This window comes from Rheinheimera faecalis (assembly GCF_021290965.1).
GTDB lineage: Bacteria > Pseudomonadota > Gammaproteobacteria > Enterobacterales > Alteromonadaceae > Pararheinheimera > Pararheinheimera faecalis.
The window spans coordinates 470,030-486,453 of record NZ_JAJOYT010000001.1; the positions used below are offsets into that span (position 1 = coordinate 470,030).

25 protein-coding genes and 2 other RNA genes are annotated in these 16,424 nt (G+C 47.1%); 3 read left to right on the forward strand and 24 right to left on the reverse strand.

Annotated features, from left to right (window positions below; all coding sequences use genetic code 11):
* Nucleotides 1–23 precede the first annotated feature (23 nt).
* The 21 genes from LSG34_RS02185 to LSG34_RS02285 all read right to left on the reverse strand — a co-directional run bounded on the left by LSG34_RS02185 (nt 24) and on the right by LSG34_RS02285 (nt 9,677).
* Complete coding sequence (locus LSG34_RS02185) at nt 24–470, reverse strand: hypothetical protein (RefSeq protein ID WP_233007172.1); 447 nt, start codon at nt 468–470, stop codon at nt 24–26.
* A 10-nt stretch (nt 471–480) separates the two neighbouring features.
* Nucleotides 481–900 carry a Mor transcription activator family protein gene (locus LSG34_RS02190; RefSeq protein WP_233007173.1) on the reverse strand — a complete coding sequence of 140 codons (420 nt, stop codon included), beginning with the start codon at nt 898–900 and terminating at the stop codon, nt 481–483.
* Complete coding sequence (locus LSG34_RS02195; RefSeq protein ID WP_233007174.1) at nt 897–1,418, reverse strand: gp16 family protein; 522 nt, start codon at nt 1,416–1,418, stop codon at nt 897–899. Before LSG34_RS02195 ends, LSG34_RS02190 begins: the two co-directional genes overlap by 4 nt.
* Nucleotides 1,419–1,427: 9 nt before the next feature.
* Entirely contained in the window at nt 1,428–1,679 is a 252-nt protein-coding gene (locus LSG34_RS02200; protein WP_233007175.1) for a hypothetical protein, read from the reverse strand.
* 9 nt (nt 1,680–1,688) lie between these two features.
* The gene (locus tag LSG34_RS02205) at nt 1,689–2,099 is read right to left on the reverse strand and encodes a hypothetical protein (protein WP_233007176.1); all 411 of its coding nucleotides are present in this window, start codon (nt 2,097–2,099) and stop codon (nt 1,689–1,691) included.
* 34 nt (nt 2,100–2,133) lie between these two features.
* Complete coding sequence (locus tag LSG34_RS02210; protein ID WP_233007177.1) at nt 2,134–2,409, reverse strand: hypothetical protein; 276 nt, start codon at nt 2,407–2,409, stop codon at nt 2,134–2,136.
* On the reverse strand, nt 2,406–2,795 hold the full coding sequence (locus LSG34_RS02215; RefSeq protein WP_233007178.1) for a hypothetical protein: 390 nt from the start codon (nt 2,793–2,795) through the stop codon (nt 2,406–2,408). Before LSG34_RS02215 ends, LSG34_RS02210 begins: the two co-directional genes overlap by 4 nt.
* Nucleotides 2,796–2,811: 16 nt before the next feature.
* Nucleotides 2,812–2,872: hammerhead ribozyme type II (locus LSG34_RS02220), an RNA gene on the reverse strand.
* The gene (locus LSG34_RS02225) at nt 2,871–3,254 is read right to left on the reverse strand and encodes a DUF2528 family protein (protein ID WP_233007179.1); all 384 of its coding nucleotides are present in this window, start codon (nt 3,252–3,254) and stop codon (nt 2,871–2,873) included. The genes LSG34_RS02220 and LSG34_RS02225 overlap by 2 nt, the downstream gene beginning before the upstream one ends.
* A 6-nt stretch (nt 3,255–3,260) precedes the next feature.
* Nucleotides 3,261–3,328, reverse strand: an RNA gene (locus LSG34_RS02230) — hammerhead ribozyme type II.
* 2 nt (nt 3,329–3,330) lie between these two features.
* Nucleotides 3,331–3,807: a hypothetical protein gene (locus tag LSG34_RS02235; protein ID WP_233007180.1), complete on the reverse strand. Its 477-nt coding sequence runs from the start codon at nt 3,805–3,807 to the stop codon at nt 3,331–3,333.
* The gene (locus tag LSG34_RS02240) at nt 3,804–4,091 is read right to left on the reverse strand and encodes a hypothetical protein (protein WP_233007181.1); all 288 of its coding nucleotides are present in this window, start codon (nt 4,089–4,091) and stop codon (nt 3,804–3,806) included. Before LSG34_RS02240 ends, LSG34_RS02235 begins: the two co-directional genes overlap by 4 nt.
* 2 nt (nt 4,092–4,093) lie before the next feature.
* A complete protein-coding gene (locus LSG34_RS02245; RefSeq protein WP_233007182.1) occupies nt 4,094–4,456 on the reverse strand; it encodes a hypothetical protein in 363 nt (120 codons plus the stop codon).
* 2 nt (nt 4,457–4,458) lie between these two features.
* Nucleotides 4,459–5,085, reverse strand: coding sequence for a DUF3164 family protein (locus tag LSG34_RS02250; RefSeq protein WP_233007183.1), 627 nt, complete (start codon nt 5,083–5,085; stop codon nt 4,459–4,461).
* Nucleotides 5,086–5,094: 9 nt separating this feature from the next.
* A complete protein-coding gene (locus LSG34_RS02255) occupies nt 5,095–5,367 on the reverse strand; it encodes a hypothetical protein (RefSeq protein WP_233007184.1) in 273 nt (90 codons plus the stop codon).
* Nucleotides 5,364–5,588 (reverse strand): hypothetical protein, encoded by a 225-nt coding sequence (locus LSG34_RS02260; RefSeq protein WP_233007185.1) that lies wholly within the window; start codon nt 5,586–5,588, stop codon nt 5,364–5,366. Before LSG34_RS02260 ends, LSG34_RS02255 begins: the two co-directional genes overlap by 4 nt.
* Nucleotides 5,585–6,067: a hypothetical protein gene (locus LSG34_RS02265; protein ID WP_233007186.1), complete on the reverse strand. Its 483-nt coding sequence runs from the start codon at nt 6,065–6,067 to the stop codon at nt 5,585–5,587. Before LSG34_RS02265 ends, LSG34_RS02260 begins: the two co-directional genes overlap by 4 nt.
* Entirely contained in the window at nt 6,067–6,399 is a 333-nt protein-coding gene (locus LSG34_RS02270; protein WP_233007187.1) for a hypothetical protein, read from the reverse strand. The genes LSG34_RS02265 and LSG34_RS02270 overlap by 1 nt, the downstream gene beginning before the upstream one ends.
* Nucleotides 6,400–6,410: 11 nt before the next feature.
* On the reverse strand, nt 6,411–7,358 hold the full coding sequence (locus LSG34_RS02275) for an AAA family ATPase (RefSeq protein ID WP_233007188.1): 948 nt from the start codon (nt 7,356–7,358) through the stop codon (nt 6,411–6,413).
* Between the two features lie 30 nt (nt 7,359–7,388).
* Entirely contained in the window at nt 7,389–9,407 is a 2,019-nt protein-coding gene (locus tag LSG34_RS02280) for a transposase domain-containing protein (protein ID WP_233007189.1), read from the reverse strand.
* 12 nt (nt 9,408–9,419) lie between these two features.
* The gene (locus LSG34_RS02285; protein ID WP_233007190.1) at nt 9,420–9,677 is read right to left on the reverse strand and encodes a helix-turn-helix domain-containing protein; all 258 of its coding nucleotides are present in this window, start codon (nt 9,675–9,677) and stop codon (nt 9,420–9,422) included.
* Nucleotides 9,678–9,807: 130 nt separating this feature from the next.
* Between LSG34_RS02285 and LSG34_RS02290 the strand changes: the two genes are divergently transcribed.
* The 3 genes from LSG34_RS02290 (at nt 9,808) to tolA (ending at nt 12,893) form a co-directional block, all read left to right on the forward strand.
* Nucleotides 9,808–10,581: a S24 family peptidase gene (locus LSG34_RS02290; RefSeq protein ID WP_233007191.1), complete on the forward strand. Its 774-nt coding sequence runs from the start codon at nt 9,808–9,810 to the stop codon at nt 10,579–10,581.
* Between the two features lie 391 nt (nt 10,582–10,972).
* Complete coding sequence (locus tag LSG34_RS02295; RefSeq protein ID WP_233007192.1) at nt 10,973–12,124, forward strand: zonular occludens toxin domain-containing protein; 1,152 nt, start codon at nt 10,973–10,975, stop codon at nt 12,122–12,124.
* 220 nt (nt 12,125–12,344) lie between these two features.
* Nucleotides 12,345–12,893: a cell envelope integrity protein TolA gene (gene tolA / locus LSG34_RS02300; RefSeq protein ID WP_233007193.1), complete on the forward strand. Its 549-nt coding sequence runs from the start codon at nt 12,345–12,347 to the stop codon at nt 12,891–12,893.
* A gap of 423 nt (nt 12,894–13,316) precedes the next feature.
* Here the strand turns inward: tolA and LSG34_RS02305 are convergent, their stop codons facing one another.
* From LSG34_RS02305 to LSG34_RS02315, 3 genes are all read right to left on the reverse strand, one after another.
* Nucleotides 13,317–13,895 (reverse strand): hypothetical protein, encoded by a 579-nt coding sequence (locus LSG34_RS02305; protein ID WP_233007194.1) that lies wholly within the window; start codon nt 13,893–13,895, stop codon nt 13,317–13,319.
* A gap of 159 nt (nt 13,896–14,054) precedes the next feature.
* Entirely contained in the window at nt 14,055–15,743 is a 1,689-nt protein-coding gene (locus LSG34_RS02310; RefSeq protein ID WP_233007195.1) for an NAD-dependent malic enzyme, read from the reverse strand.
* 145 nt (nt 15,744–15,888) lie between these two features.
* Nucleotides 15,889–16,317 carry an Lrp/AsnC family transcriptional regulator gene (locus LSG34_RS02315; RefSeq protein WP_233007196.1) on the reverse strand — a complete coding sequence of 143 codons (429 nt, stop codon included), beginning with the start codon at nt 16,315–16,317 and terminating at the stop codon, nt 15,889–15,891.
* Between the last annotated feature and the right edge of the window lie 107 nt (nt 16,318–16,424).

A 16,424-nucleotide genomic window follows, 5' to 3' on the forward strand; every position in this document is an offset into this window, starting at 1 on the left:
CAGATTAATTAACGCGGGTTGTTCTATTTGGCTTTGGCGAGTTCTTTTAATTCTCTAACCCCTTTACCTGAGAAACACATTTTCACAGAATCATCAGTTCCGTCAACAGTCAAACAGACATTACCATCTTTGATCAGGGCATCAATAATCTGACCATTTACTGCATCATTAGGATATACAACAGCCTGGTTTTTACCAAGGCACTGCAACCTAAAGTCATGATGAACACCTAGCACCATTAGGCTTCCAAATGGTTCAGAATAAGACTCAGCGACGTAACATTTTTCATAGGGTAGGTATAAGGCAAACCTGACACTGCCATCTTTATAGGTTTTTATCATAGCGTTTAACTTGCCGTTCACAATATCTGATGAGGTATACACATTAGGCTCGTCAGTTCGCGACCAATCACTTTCGCTTGCCATTAGCGGCAATGAGACTAAGGCTGCAATCAACATTAACTTCTTCATTATCCCTTCCTTAAAACAAATCCGGTTGTCTGTTTTTCACTTCTCGCTGGCGCATCTTAGCAACAACTCTATAGATATGCTGCATGCTTTTGTCGTATTTGCGTGACAGCTCTTCCACGTTATCGCCTTTAAACTCCTGCCAAATCGACAGGTTCATAATCTCTGATTCCAGCTGACGGCCCCGTGGCAGATACAACTGTACGCCACCGAACTCGCGGCAGATCCGGTTCAACATTGGGATAGCAATTTTACTATCAGCGCCGTGCTTCTCCAGCTCGTCTTTAAACATGGCGTAGATTTGACGCATCGCCTCTGGCCAGCGCTGATTTCCTTCGTCCTCGGCTATCCGCTCAATGTCTTCCAGGCTGACATTATCATAACCAAAAAGGTCGTTGGTGTTGCCACCTTGTTCATTGTCTGTAGTTTTCATTGATCCCTCCGACAAATAAGCTCACGGTAATAACCGGCTAACTGCTCATAGCCAGCCAGGCCAGTGTTTTTTTCGTTGGCTGGTACACAACCACCACTGGCCTTAATGGCCTCAGCCATACAGCGCCAGTGCCATTTCTTCAGCGACTCCAACACCTGCACAGCCTGAGCCGACGTTAACCATTCAATGCGGTCTACCCCTTGGCCGTTGCTGGTTTTGGTCTGGCGTTTCACGTAGGCGTTTAATGCAACCTCTGTCTTGCTGACAACAAAGCCCTGGTCAAACATGGTTGACCAAATAGCGCGGATCCTCACAACCTCCGGTGCACGAGCCTGCGGCTTATGCTTGGGTTTAAAACCACGGCGTTTCATCTCAGTAACTACCGCACTGAGCTGGACTTCAGTTAGTTCCTTGGCGCTACGCTTGCCAGTGACGAACTCCAACAGGTTGCGGTACATGTCATCGTCAAGATGCAATTCACGCTTACCTACCTGCACTAGCTTTAAAGTGTTGGACATAGTTACCTCTTAGGATCCGTTGGAAGCATCGCTAACTTCAGAACCCGTGAACAAATCAGGTTCCTGTGCCACCATTTGTTCCAGCTCGTTAATCCTTTTAAGAGCGGCTTGTGCAATGTCAGCAACCGACTCTTCAGTGGCGAATTCGTTACCATTCTGATCTTCCCAATAAATCTCAATGGCACCACCGTCGATATCGTTACCATCCGAGTTAGAAAGCTCAGTCAACTTATATTTGAGTAATTCAGCGTCTGTAAGCATCTTTGATTCCTACGCCGTATCTTTAATTAATTTCAGAGTCACGGCGTCATAAACAACCGGATCTGATACCAGGTAAAACGAAGGGGAAACGCTGTACTTTTTACACCAATTTTCCAGCAATTTATGAAGCGCAATCGTCAGTTCAGTCTCTGCTTCATCGGATACATCAGGGTAGTTGTTGGAGTAATCGCCACCAACATCATCTGCCTGCATGGCCATGTGCTCAATGATGTCACTTCCATCAGGAAAGAATGAGTGGTTGTTCTGCGGCTCTGCCTTGGCTACATACAAAAACTTTACGTCACCTAATTCTACTGCAGCTTTTTGAGCCTCGGTCAGTGCAAGCTCGGCGGCGCTATATGTACCGGAACTGTAATCTTCGCCGTCTAAGCTGTAACACCATAAACCTGTATTTTTCATCTTCATGCTCCTATGCCGCGTTGCGGCGTTTTGCTTAGCCTTCAAGTTCGATTAGCTCGTCGCTTTCTTTTAGTTCTGCAATCCGTGCTTCGTAGTCATCCATAGCACCTGAGTTTTCATCCAACACCTCTAAGGCAACCAATAAACGCTGCTCCAAATAGTCAGCTTTTAAGCAGCTGTTTTCTTTCCAGTTGACCGTTGTGCAGTCCAGCTCGTGCCCGTTCACATTAATTTTCGCCCCCACAGCAAGGTTTAAACCTTGGGGAATTCTGACCACAATCGTTGTTGTATTTTTTGGTGCACTGCTCATAGCTCTGCACCTTTGCTGGCGTTGACTTCACACTGGCTTCTAACCTCACCAAACACGCGCTGTGCTATTTCAACCAGTCTGGTTTTCAGCGGGGTGGCATTAGGATTTAGTCGGTCAGGGTCGTTATGCTTTCCAAAGTCTGCCAGTGCCTCCACCATCAATGCTTCTGCAGCACTGAGCTGGTTAAATTCGCCTTTCATGGTGATGGTCCAGTTGTGTTTATCCACCTGGTCAATAGTTAATTGCTGACCAGGAAATAACTTTTGCGCCAGACTGGCCACGGCCACTTCAGCGCTGTAAGTGCATGAGGACGCTTTGCCTTGCACCTTGCTGGTAAAATAAGAGCCACCGCGCTCTGTAACTTTCACATTGACTTGTTGTGCCATGATTTATTCCTCACTCTATTGGCTGCTCATCAGTACCCAGCCACCGCGCTGAGTAGACGCCCTGGGGCGTTTCGCTTAGGCGGTTATTTCTGTCAGTTCTACATCTTCAAAGTCAGGTGTCAGGACGTCGGCATCAATACAGCGAATACCCAATACTTCTAATGGAGGCCATCCTTCCTGGCTTGCTAACCACTCAGCCCAGTATGTAGTCGAGTTGTCATCAGACTTGCTGAAACTCGCACCGCCAACTGCCAGCATTTCCTGCATCAGGACAGTGCCAGCCAAACGAATTACGGCTTTCACTGGGTTGCCATTCTCAGCTTCTAAACGCTCATCATCATCGTTCCAAAATTGATTGATCTGGGTCGCAAGTTCTGGTGTTAGCAAGTCGTGATCAACTTCCAAAATCACTTCGTAGTCTTTCCAATCTTCTTTCACCCTGTATGTTTTTTTGCTCATAACTATCTCCGGCTGCTCATCAGTACCAGTGAACCACCACTGGCAGACGCCCTAAACTGCAGGGCGTTTCGCTTCATCAACTGGGTTCAGGTTCTGGCTTGTTTAAAAAGGACGCGTGGGTCAGCTCTAAGCCTTCAAGCTTTTTAAACTGGCGGCACAGCACTGAGGCTTTCGAGAAGTACGGTAAGTACATCTGCGTCTTCGCATGCAGGTTAGGAACGTATTTTTTTGCCATGCGCTTACCAACACTCTTTTCAAGTTCGGCAATTTTTTTAGGCGAGTAGAGACTGATTGTTTTGGTGCTCCACACCTGAGGTAAAAACTCCGGCATATCGTCTGGTTTTTTATCTATCAGACAAGCCCAACCGCCCTTAATAACGCCATCTATATAAACAGTCAGCACAGTTGTGGATTCGTTTTTACGCTCACGGCTAACACTGATTTCATGGCCTTTATAGCTGAATTTGATACTCACCCAGCCACCCGACATTTCCTTTTCAATAGCGGCCCATTGCTCTTTAGTGATCAAGCTCACTGGTTTTTGCTGGTTCATGGCTTTGCCTTCTCCGCTTCGCGTTCCAGGTAAATGTTGTTCAGCGCCTGCAGGGCAACTGCAGTTAGTTGCAACAGTTCGCCCTCTGCCGAGGTTCTGCCTGTTAAGCCTTCCAGCCAGCCTTGTTCTGCACGTTGCAGTAGCTTTCTCAGTACCAGTAAATGCCCTGGCACTGACTGGCTTTTGATATGTTCGGTGCCCCATTTTTGGTTCTGGTGCACAACCTCTTTGGAAACCCTGACCAGCACGTCAGGGTGAATGTTCATCATGATTGGAGTGGCCATTTTTAATCCTCGTCAATTGTGAAATCAGAGCTTTGCGTCACCACAAGTTGCACCTGAGTTTTAGGGCGGCCATCGGTAAAACTACCCAGCCATGTCGGAATGTGGTTGTCTGTTAATTCGTCCAGGTACTGCAGTGAGTCACGAACCAATTTGGTGAATGTTGGTGACTCGCTGGCAATCTGCTGCAGCAGCTCGTTTTCGTACTGACTGTCGGCCAGTTCTGCAACTAAGGGCTGGGGTGCAAGCTCTTCGTCTGCCGTGTTACTGGCAATGCCAAAGTCTGCAGCTTCGTCGATATACACGACACCGCCCAGGCCACGCATGCGCTCAATGTCTGGCTGAGTAGAAGCAGGATTTTGTTTCATAGCTACACCCCTGAAATATTCAGCGTCATGTTTATGTACTTGCCGTTATCGTCACGCTGATAGATGCGGATATACACGGCAGTACCACACACGCGCAGGCTGTCACTGACCACCTGCATAGCGGCTATCCACTCAGGGTCGTCGATTTTATAACTGAGCATTTCGATGATGCGGGACATGCTCAGCTCGCCACTCTTGTTTCTCTGAAAAGCCCGCGTTGCCAAAGTGACAATGTGCGGATTTGACTCATTGCTCCACTTCTGCACACATTCATCCACCTTGGCCTTAGCGACTTCCATTTCCTCGGTGTAAGTGATGCGCTCTGCATAAACCCGCTGGATCATCAGTTCGCCATCAAACGATGTAATGCTGACGTTTCCTTTTTTACCGCCCAGGGTCATCTGCCACTTTTGTGCTGAAATACCAATTAAGTCGGCAACGTCATTCAATGCTTTTTCTTTGTAAGCTTTTAACGCCTTGTGCAGCGCTATGCCTTCCGTGACTAAGTCTGTAACCACTGAATCACGGAACAGGTCTTGCTCTTTAATTTCAGATTCATGGACTAAATGGCCTACCGCGTTTTTGCGCCAGCCTGCAGGTACTACTTTCAATTTTGGTTGTGCATTCATTACTGATCCTCACGCTCTCAATTTAGGTTTAATGCCATGTTCAAACAGGCACAGGGTTGCGGTGGCTTCGTGCCTCACGCCGTATATGGCACTGCAGCAACTGCAGGCTGTGGTGGTGCTTTCGTCTGGCCCTGCTGTTGTAAGCTGTGGAGCTTTGCAACTTGGGCAGAACAGGGCGTATAGCGTTTGGCCCTTGCTGACTGCACTGATTAAAGATTCCTGCTGGCGGATGCGCAGTCTGGCCAGTTCGGCCTCTGTGGCGTTGCGCTCTATTGGGTTCATGATGGCTTCCCCCATACCGCCGTGAAGTCGCTAGATTTGGCGAGTTCTATGCCTAAGCTCATCACGCAATTCGGACGTGGACCACCCAGCGCCCACACCAGGGCATCCCTTACACCGTCCTCGTAGGTCTTCTCTGGCTGGTTTGTGCCGTATTGATTTTTCAAACCTGCAGCTACTTCGATTTCTATCAAGATTTCTTCTTTTGAAGGGGCTTGGCTCATTGCACACCTCCGGCGCTTTGCACCTGTATCTTGTCGCGCCACTGCTGGCCAACTCGGTAGGTGTTGTTTGGGTAACGAACCAGCTGGCCAGCTTCGGCCATGTCACGCATGAAGCGGCTGACATGGTCTTTTTTGCTGAGCATGTTTAGTTGGTTGGCCACATAAACCACCGAAGCGGATTGGTGCTTGTGCGTCAAAATGGATTGCATCACCTGCATGTTCAGATCGTCGTCTACCGCATCCGGCGCTTTTGCTAACTGCACCATCCGCCCAGCAGCTGTGGGCTGGTACACCATGGCGTCTGCTGTAGGTTCCAGTAACCCAAGTTCTGTTAATTGACGGATCAGGCTTTTGGCCAGCGCCTTTTCAATCTTCAGTGTCAGGGCAACCCGCACAAAGGTTTGCTTTTCGTACAGGCCCTGAAAGCTGTTCAGGCAGCTTTTTTGTAGCTTTGCCAGCATCTGGTTGAAATCAGTCATCACTCACCACCTGCGGCTTCAGCCAGCTCAAAGCCACCAATATCGGGCAGATGGTTGTACTGATTAACCAGCTCTTCTGGCGCTTCCCATTCAACCAGGCAACCTTTAAAGCGGGCCACTTGCACATGGTTAAAGCACTTCGCTAAGTCGTTACGCACGCAAACAACTGGGGCTGATTTCAGCAAGCCTTTATCCGTAGGCACTTCCACTGTGATCACGGGGTTGTAGTTGCCAAACTTCATACCGATTACGTCGAACCCCATAATTCTCAGAGCATCTATGGCAGATAGGGCGATATTCATAGCCTTTAAAAACGCAGTTTTATCTTTCATTGGTTAACCCCTCAGTCGTTAGTTTCAAGCTCAGCAAGTGCAGTGCGTAGCAATTGCTCTGTGATCAACGCGCCTTTGGCAAACATGGCCGCCAGCTTGATTGTTTTGGTGAGTAAGCGCAGGCCACCAGGGCGCTCGCTAATTTGGATCATCACGTTCATTTCACTGCTGCCACCTACATTCCAGGCTTCGGCAATGGCGCGCACGTCGGCCACTTTGGTTTTGTGAATGCCGCGCTTTTTGGCGATGCGGCTGAACAGGCGGGCGAAGTCTTCGTTCCGGCGTCCACCCGTTAACTGGGTGTACACTTTGTTGTTACCCACCAGCGCCATACCGATGCCGGTTTCTTCCTGCAGGATGCGCAGTTCTTCCAGCGTGGGGTAATCCAGGTGATCGGCTTCATCCACAATCACTAAGCCTTCGCTGCCTTTCAGGCGCTGGCGTATTACTCGGGCCAGTGGCCCTTTGGTGCGGGGCGCTTGATCCATGCCCAGCTCCATAGCAATTTCATACAGGCATTCAGTCAGGCTGCTGCGGCTTGGGCTGGCGGTTACTTTCCACACGTTGTTGTTGGTGCGCTGGTATTCGTCCAGCGTTTTGCTTTTGCCTACGCCGGATGCGCCGTATATGACGACGATTGATTCAGTGATTTGGGCATAGGTCAGGTCGTCCATAATCAGCTTTGCTGTAGGCGTCATCACAAAGCCTGGGTCTGTGCTTGGGTTAGCGTCACGCTGTTCACGCAGGCGCAACCAGCTTTCCAGCTTCTCAATAATCTTGACCGGATCCGCTTTGTATAAACCGTTTAATACCTGGCTCAGGGTTGAGGGGGAAACACTGATCTCTTGTGCTACTTGTCCTGACGTAACCCGCTTAGCGTTAATCAACGTAGTGATGCGCATGATCACATCGGTTTGCTTGCTTTTTGCCATTTCCAGGCTGTGTACATTGGTCATCATTCGTCCTCTTATTCGTGCTTCAAATGTGGTTTAAATACGGTTTTTCTTTTTCTGCTCAAGCAGGTAGGCCACGCTCTCGCTGAAGTTAGCGGCGCACTCTGCTTTGTGGTCGTTCTCGGGGTTGGCCAGTTGGTCATGGTCGTAGGCTATGGCTGTTGCGGTATTGCCCCGTGAGGCTGGGCGCATCATCATCACCACTTTGGATTCAGGGATAACTTCTTCTTCAACGGGGCGCATCAGAGCGGCCAGCTCAAGGGAGTCGATACTGACTTTGGCTTGTGCAGCCAGCTTGTTGGCCTTGGTAAATTGAGTCCGTTTACGCTTGGTTTCACGCGCTGCCAGGGTGTCACCAAAGCCCACTTTTTCGAGGCATTCAGCAGTGCAAATATGCACACCGTTCAGGGCGTAAATCTCTACTGAGTCATGCAGCTTTAGCGGGTCAAAACGAGCCACCAGTTTCTGCCCGACATAGTTCATCATGGTTTCATTGAAGTAGCGGTTTTTGCGGCCTTTCAAACTGCCACCAGCATCAAGCACTATGGTGCCGTGCTTCGACACTGTTACAGCTTCTGCTTGCAGCATCATCAGTTGCAGTTGTGCTGCGGTGGCCTTGCGTATTTCAGCAGTTTCGTAACTGGCTGCGAATGCCTGATCAAAGCTCATAAAGCCTTTGCAGATTTCGGTATCGCGGTTGGCTTTGGCGTTGAACATTTCAACACCCTTGGCAATGGCCTGTAGGAAGTCTTCTGCAGCTATGGCTTTGCTGCCGTAGTTGTCTGGCTTTGCCATTGGGTTAGGGCCTGTGTAAGCGCCACGGCAGATCGGATGTTTGTCGATGTATTCTTCAAGACCACCCACACCAAAGGTACGCTCTATCGGTTTTGCCTGGCCGTGACCCTTACCAAAGTTCACACTGGACCAATGCAGGTTAATGCCCATCATTGGGATGATGCCTAACGGATCATCTTCCTTCACTTTGAAGCGGTAACGGTTTGGTACACCTCCGGTCATCCATTTGTTGGCGGCTGCTCGGGTGTTATCTATGGTGATTTCTTTAGGCACACCATACTTTGCAAATACATCCATCAGTGACAAACGGATGCTGTCTGTGTTCTCGCTGATATCACAGCGCCAACCCACAATTTTGCGGCTACGAATGTCCTGCCAGAACCATGTTTTAGGGCGCAGAATCTCACCGTTAAACCACTTCACAAACACGTTGTGTTGGTAGCCGTCGCCGTTTAACCATTCCATGGCGTGAATGCCTTCGACGGTACGTTCTTGTGGCGGGTAAAGCTGGTGTAAGGCGTGTTCACCTTCACGCAGTAGCACCAGTTGTTGTGCTGGTACTTCGTGGGCCATACGCCGTGCCAGGCTTTTTAAGCTGGGTATTTCCCAACCTTTACCTTTGGCCGCATCCAGTAAACGCTCATAGCTTACTGTCATTGCTGGTTGTTCCAGGCTGAGGTAGTCGGCTTTGAATAGCTCCCAGGCTTGCGGTGTAATAAACGCAAACTGGTTTTTCTTTTTGGACTGTGACGCTTCAAAATGTTTAGGCAGCAGCGCTGGTGCCCAGTCGGCTTCGTCATACCCTTTGACCATGGAGCAATGACGGCGCAGCGTGCTAAGCGCTACATCGTATTGAGCACACACAGAGTCGTAAGCATCCATCAAACTGACGCCATTACGGTTTAATGCAAACACCGCTTTCACGGCCAGCAAGGCTTGTTGGGCTTTCTCTTTGGCGGCGTGATTGTTCTTGTTCCAACGCGCCCAAAGCGCTTCGCGGCAATAGCCATCTGACTGCGACTTTTTCTTAGGTAAGCTCAGCAGTTGATCGCCAACTTTTATTTGGCCTTTGGTTTTGTAGAGCGCGGTTTGAGTTGCAGATGGTAATAAGCTGATGTGGTATTCAGTCCCTTTCGTCCCTTGTCTTTTGCGTGCTAATTCTGGATTTTCATTGGCCAGCTTTTTTAATTGCTCACGTATATTTCTGTCAGAGCCTGGTAAGCCAACAACGCCTGCTAATTCACTCGCTAATAGCCACATACGAATTACCCCTTAACTCGCTGCGCGCATTGTGTTGTAACGGCTAGGCCAAACCTCTTCTGGTTTCTTGCCTATCGCTTTTGCGATTATTTCTTCGCCTTTCGGCCACGGCGAACGCAGTGCGTTAGCCAGTGTGTTTTCGCTTAATCCTGCATCCCTTGATAGTTGACGAACGGACAAGCCGCGCTTTTTTAGAGCAGCAACAATGTCGGCTCTATGCCAATCGCTTCCATTCTGGTCGCTTTTTTGAGACACTATTTTTTTACTCAACTCGTTAACCCTTATACGTTACCCCGCTTAGTAACTTCATAATGGATTAAAGGGATGAATCGGTCAATAGCAACGGATGAATAATTTGCTATTGCATCCGTTTCCATTTTTTAAATAATTGGATTTAAAAATGACTAACGACAATGAAAACAATGACTTAACTGATTCGGATGCACATAAAGAAGAAACGGATCAAACATCCGTTGATCGAGGCGGGAAACGGATCTTATGGTTTACCGCATCCGAATTGGCAGGTCACGGCAGCTTCCCAACATCCGATAGATGGACTCGCGATCATTTAAAGGAGTTGTCGGCAGGTAAGGAGCACCTGTGCAGGAAGCGTAAAGGCACTAAAGCAATGGAATATCACATCAGCCTGCTGCCACCTGACACGCAGAGAAGCTTGCTGGGTGACAATCTGGGGCTGGTTAACGAAGCCCCTCAGCCATATTCATCCACGCCTATTGTTTCTGATTTTCTGGATGAGTTTGCTTTGATACCCGGTTACAGAATACAAGTATCAGCTGGGCATGGTTCGCTAAATCCAGACCAACTGGATCCGGTTAGGCATTTGGCATTTAGGCGCAAGTGGTTGAAGTTCAGGGGCTTTGATGAACATGAGTTAGCTATAGTATGGGCCAAAGGCGACAGCATGGAGCCAACCATTCATAGCAATGACACCCTTGTCGTTCACCTGGGGCGCAACACTCCGACAGACGGCCACATCTACATTTTCAGAAACGATGATGAGCTGTTCGTGAAGCGCTACCAAAGCATGTTGGGCACCTGGCGCTTAATAAGCGACAACAGTTTTTACCCAGCTGTCGATATCCCGAAAAGCGACCAGCATAATTTTGAAGTCGTTGGGCAAGTGGTCCACATAGCGAAAGATGTAGGCGATTAATTTAAACGTTTAAACATTCTTTAAAGTGAGTTCCAACGGATTTTTGCACTGCTCAATTTACTAGGCTAAATCAGCACCTTTTAAATTCATTGCTCAAACGTACTAACTTTTAAAAACGCTTCAAATAAAAAAGGGACCCAAGTTTTAAAACCCTTGAGTCCCTTGTAATTCCTAGCGTTGGCGAACTTTACGATCCCACTTAATCCACTTGGATCCAACTTAATCCCTAACATGTCTCAGTGTTCATTTAACTAGACCCTATACATCCCGTTTGTAAGGTTGGGGAGTTAATTGTGACTGACCAGGCTATTTTATCTGTGACTAACCGGCTTCAACAAACTGTGACTCGACCAGGTGTCAAAGCTGTGACTCACCAGGGGGTATTTAATCTATGATTTTTGGTGTATCCGGTCGCCCAGGCGGCGGCAAAAGTTATGAGTTGGTCAAAAATCACGTTATTCCGGCGCTAAAAGACGGCCGTAAAATCATTACTAACTTACCGCTTCAGGTTGACCATTTCGTTGCTAGCCTTGGCCATCAGGTGCGGGATTTAATTGAGATTGTCGATGGTGAGTTTCACAACTTCGGGGATGGTAACCGCCCGTTCTCCAAGGCTGAACACTTTCTCCGCTATAACACATGGCGCAACGACAAAAACCAAGGCCCTGTGTTTTTCATTGATGAAGCTCACTTAGCTATGCCTGCAGGCTCTACCCAAAAGGAATTGTTAGAGTTCCTTTCACTTCACCGTCACTATGGCTTTGATATCTATCTGGCAACGCAGGACTTCAGGAAGGTTCACCGTGATATTCGTGCAATGGTTGAAATTAACTACCGCTGCATAAAAAAATCCGCCTTGGGCCGTACTGACCAGTACATTGTCAAAATCTGCCAAGGCTGTGAATCCGGTGCGGAAGTAACCAATACATATGAACGGGAATACGAAAGCTGGGTGTTCAGTTTTTACCAAAGCCACACCAAAGCAAACGGCAAACAAGTCGAAGAAGCGTACGTGAAAGATATTCCTATTTGGTGGAAAAAAAAGCGTAATTTGTTTGCTGCGATAGGCATCGTTTTAGGTGGTTTTTATGGAATTAGTGGCTTTTACAACATGTTCTACCCTTCAGCCCCAGAAGAAACCCAACCAAAAACGCCCCAGAATCAATCACAACAAGAAAAAGCCCCTGCACCAACACCCAGCCAGCCGCAAGCCAGCCAAGCTCAACAGAAGGCTGCTGAGCAACGCTTTAAGTATTCACCAGATAATTTTCATCCGTTTAACAAACTTCAAATTCACGTCTCCGGCAGTTACGGCGATTTGCGGGAAAAAGTAGTTTATTTTTCGCTGTCATTTAATGGTCAGGTAATTAACGAAATCACCAGCACCGATTTAATGATGTCCGGTTATACCGTCAAAGTACTTTCTGACTGTGTGGTGAGACTGGAATACGAAAGTTGGGCCAGTTTTGCAATTTGCGACAACCCTTCAAACCAGATGAAAGCAGGTCCCTCACAAGTCCAGACGGTTGCAGCTGTGAACTGACGCTGGGGAAAGGGGCCCCGCTTGCGGGGATGGGGCCCCAGTGACAGTTCACCTATGGCGAAGCCATGCAGCGAAGCGGTGACCAAGGGACGCCAGTCCCGTTTGAAGGCAACGCCTTCCCTCTGCCAAACCGAAGGCCCCTTGTGGGCCTTTTTCTTTCTGTACTGCAAATAGGGATTTGTTTATAGTGGGTATGGAACCTGAATAATACGGATGTTTTATGAAGCCTATCTCTGTTGCTTTGCTGCTTTTTGCCTGTGTTATCGCCGGACTATCAGGCGCAATCTTATACAACTACGCTACCTTAAACGCAGCTAAGAAACATCTTGAGTTGCTTGAAGCCGATTTACAGCAGCACAACAGGATTGTTGCAGAGGCTGAGCGCAAAGAAAAAGCAGAAATGCAGCGCAGACAGGTGAATCCATCACCGCTTTTATTTGCTCCCTCTATATCCGAAGATGATGAAGCCCGACGAGCCGCAAACCCTGTTCTTCATGAAAAACAACGGTATCTGGCTCTTATTGTCGCCAAAATCCAGCAAAACTGGTTCGTTGACGATAGCATGAGGGGGAAGGAATGCCGGATTAATATTAAACTTGCGCCAGATGGAGCTGCTACTTCAATAACTCCACTTGGTGGTGATTACAACCTCTGCATGTCTGCGGTACGCGCAATTGAAAAAGCCGGTAATTTTCCTATGTCAAAAGACCCTGCTGTTTACGACGCCTTGAAAGATATCACGACGATTTTGCAGCCCCAACTCCAATAGATAACTTGTTTTTCGCTCTTGCTCTGAGCCTCGCAGAGTGCACTACAGTAATAGTGCACTCTTGTTTCAATTTGAAACGGAATTCAAAATTAGCTCCCTAAAAGGCCCCGCTTGCGGGGCCTTGCCCCCTGTGCTTTTCAAAACCACAATTAAACTTTGCAGCATGATTTCGCCAACCTACTGATTTTAAACGTAATATTTACATTATGTGATATCAAGTATATTGAAGATAAAGGGGATATCTCCATATCTATCAATCAGATATCTGACATTCGCATGACTTTTGTTCTGCTGCTTATATGCTACTACTTCCGATATAAAACCTTTATTCGCAGCGTTTAACTCGTTGATTAGAACGCGTCCATAAGCTAAACAGGAAAACCATACACATCAATGTGTATGGTTTCCATCTCAAGATGAAGATTAATTGCGTGAAATCAGTTTAATACCGCCATCGTAACATTCAGTTGTTTTGCCTGAATCCGATATCACCTGGATATGATCAAAACCACCGGCTGGCGCAGACTTCTCCAGCAAGTCGGTAAAATCATCAGCTATGTCGCTGATTTCATCTCCTTTTTGTTCTAAAGCTGCGAAATGTGGTCTGTGGCGTTCTGTGATTTCATGAATTTCTTCGGCTAATTTGTGCTGTTCAGCCATTTTAACTTTATCTATACGAATACTGTGTTCATCTTCCTGATGCACAAGATCTGAAAGCTCAGCCATACGTTCGCTGTGTTGCTCCATTTCTGCTTCAAACGCTTTTAAAGGCAAATGCAGTTCTTCCATTTGTTGCTCAACAGCTTCTAAACGCTGGTAAGCCGCGAATTCATCTGTGGTCATAGCACGCTGCTGTATAACTTTACAGTTTTTGATAAAAGCAATTTGCTGCGGTGCAGCAGTAACGCTTGTCGATGCGGTTTCAGCCTGGGCTGTACAGCCAGCAGTGATTGCAATAGCGACAGATAATAAAGTGAAGGTAAATGATTTTTGGAATTTCATAACAGGCTCCTATGGTTCAGTTATTAGTAAGTCGGAGCTGGTGAAGAAATAGTTGGAGGGAAAAACAAAAAAAGGTGGTTTAATCTCTAAGGTATTGATTAAACCAACTTTTTATTTAGCTTACTTGAATGAAAAACACAGAAAACTTAATGGCCGACTTTAATGACCACTTACTCGCTTGTATTGACGGTATTCTGGTTTCCAGAAATTGCGTTCAATTTTTTGCAGTAATTCATCGTCACTGATTTCCAAAGCCAAGCCTTGCTTTTGAGCAACTTTAGCCACTTCAAAGGCTATTTTTTTACTCAGTTCAGACAGTTCAGACAAAGCCGGCAGTAAAGAACCCTGCCCTGTGTTGGCTAATGGTGACGCTGCTGCTAGAGTTTCGCTGGCGATCCGTAACATATCATCGCTAATGCGGCTTGCTTTCACTGCAACCACACCTAAACCAATACCTGGGAAAATGTAGGAGTTATTACACTGCGCAATATGGTAAGTCTGGCCTTTGTGAGTCACAGGCTTAAACGGACTACCGGTCGCAATAATCACTTTACCATCTGTCCACTTAATGACTTGTTCAGGCGTCGCTTCCACTTGTTTTGACGGGTTGCTCAGCGGGAAAATAATTGGCTGTTCACAGTGTTTTTTCATTGCAGTGATCACTTGTTCAGTGAACAAGCCTGGTTGGCCAGAAACACCAATTAAGATATCTGGTTTAGCGCAATTCATCACATCCAATAAAGAAGCGTATTCACCACTGTAAGCCCAGTCTGCCAAATCTGATTTTTTCTGCATCAGAGCTTCCTGGAAATCACGTAAATCCGCCATACCTTCGGTTAACAGACCAAAACGGTCAACCATATAGACTTGTTTACGCGCAGTCGCATCATCCAGTCCTTCGGTTTTCATTTGACTGATGATTTGTTCTGCAATACCACAACCAGCTGAGCCTGCGCCGACAAAGACTACTTTCTGTGAAGATAACTTCATACCTTTACTGCGACAAGCGGCCAACAATGAGCCTACAGTGACAGCAGCTGTGCCCTGAATATCATCGTTAAAGCAGCAATGCTCATCACGGTAGCGTTTTAAAATAGGCATAGCATTTGGCTGAGCGAAGTCTTCAAACTGTACCAAAGCTTCTGGCCAACGGCGTTTTACGGCTTTCATAAACTGATCAATAAATGCATCGTATTCTTCGCCGGTAATACGTTTATGCTTAGAACCCATATACACAGGATCATTCAGCAGCTTTTCGTTGTTAGTTCCAACATCCAGCATCACAGGTAAAGTATAAGCCGGGCTGATACCACCACAGGCGGTATATAAAGACAACTTACCGATAGAAATACCCATACCACCCACGCCCTGGTCACCTAAACCCAGTACACGTTCGCCGTCTGTTACTACTATAACTTTCACTTTTTTCTTCGTGACGCTGCGAAGTATGTCATCCATATGCTCACGTTCGCTGTAGGAGACAAAAATACCACGGGCGCTGCGGTAAATAGCCGAGAAACGCTCACAAGCGTCCCCTACTGTTGGTGTATAAATCACCGGGATCATTTCTTCAAGATGCTCTTTCACCAGACGATAAAACAAAGTTTCGTTTTTATCGTGAATAGCACGCAGATAAATATGTTTGTTGATTGGCTCGGCAAAGCTGGAGTACTGCATATAAGCACGCGCCAGTTGCTGTTCAATAGTTTCGTAACGAGGAGGCAATAAACCAATCAGGTTAAAGGCGATACGTTCTTCTTTGGTGAAGGCGCTGCCTTTATTCAACAACGGAGTTTCTAATAAAGCTGGACCTGCGTAGGAGGTATAAAGAGGTTGTTTCGTACTCATGGGGATCTCTCAAAACAAGCCTGCTGGCTCAAATTGCTGCCGATCATAACAGGTCTGAATGAGGCGGCAACCTCACAAGGGTTAAACTGGGGTTAAATGGCGGTCATTTCATGCTGGTCAGACCTGAAAAGCGCCATTTTGTGCTTTATCTCTTGAATTTTGTCTCCAGAATGACCGAAGAATTCGTGCGCTCTACTCCATCCAGATTGCCAATTTCATCCAGAATATGACTCAATTGTTCCGTGCTTTGTGCCTGCACTACGGCAATTAAATCGTACTCACCACTGATGGCGTATAACTCAGAAATCTGGCTGATTTGTTTGAGTTCTACATTCGTTTTCGTCGTCAGCTTTTGTCGTACTTTAATCGCCACATGAGCTGAGACCAACTGGCTTAAAAATGCACTGCCATATTCCAGCACATAGCCTTTTACCACACCGCTTTGCTCCAGCCTGTGCAAGCGGTTTTGTACCGTGCTGCGTGATACATTTAAGGCTCTGGCTAAGTCTGAAATACTGGCTCTGGCATTACGGCGTAACATGCCCAGTAGTTTTTCGTCTTCTAAACTTATCACTTTGCTTAATACCCTTATCAAAATGACAGAATTAACTGCAATATTGTTGATAATGCTACTGCATATTGGTAAGTCTGGCCAATATAATAAATGAAATTCCTTAGTTA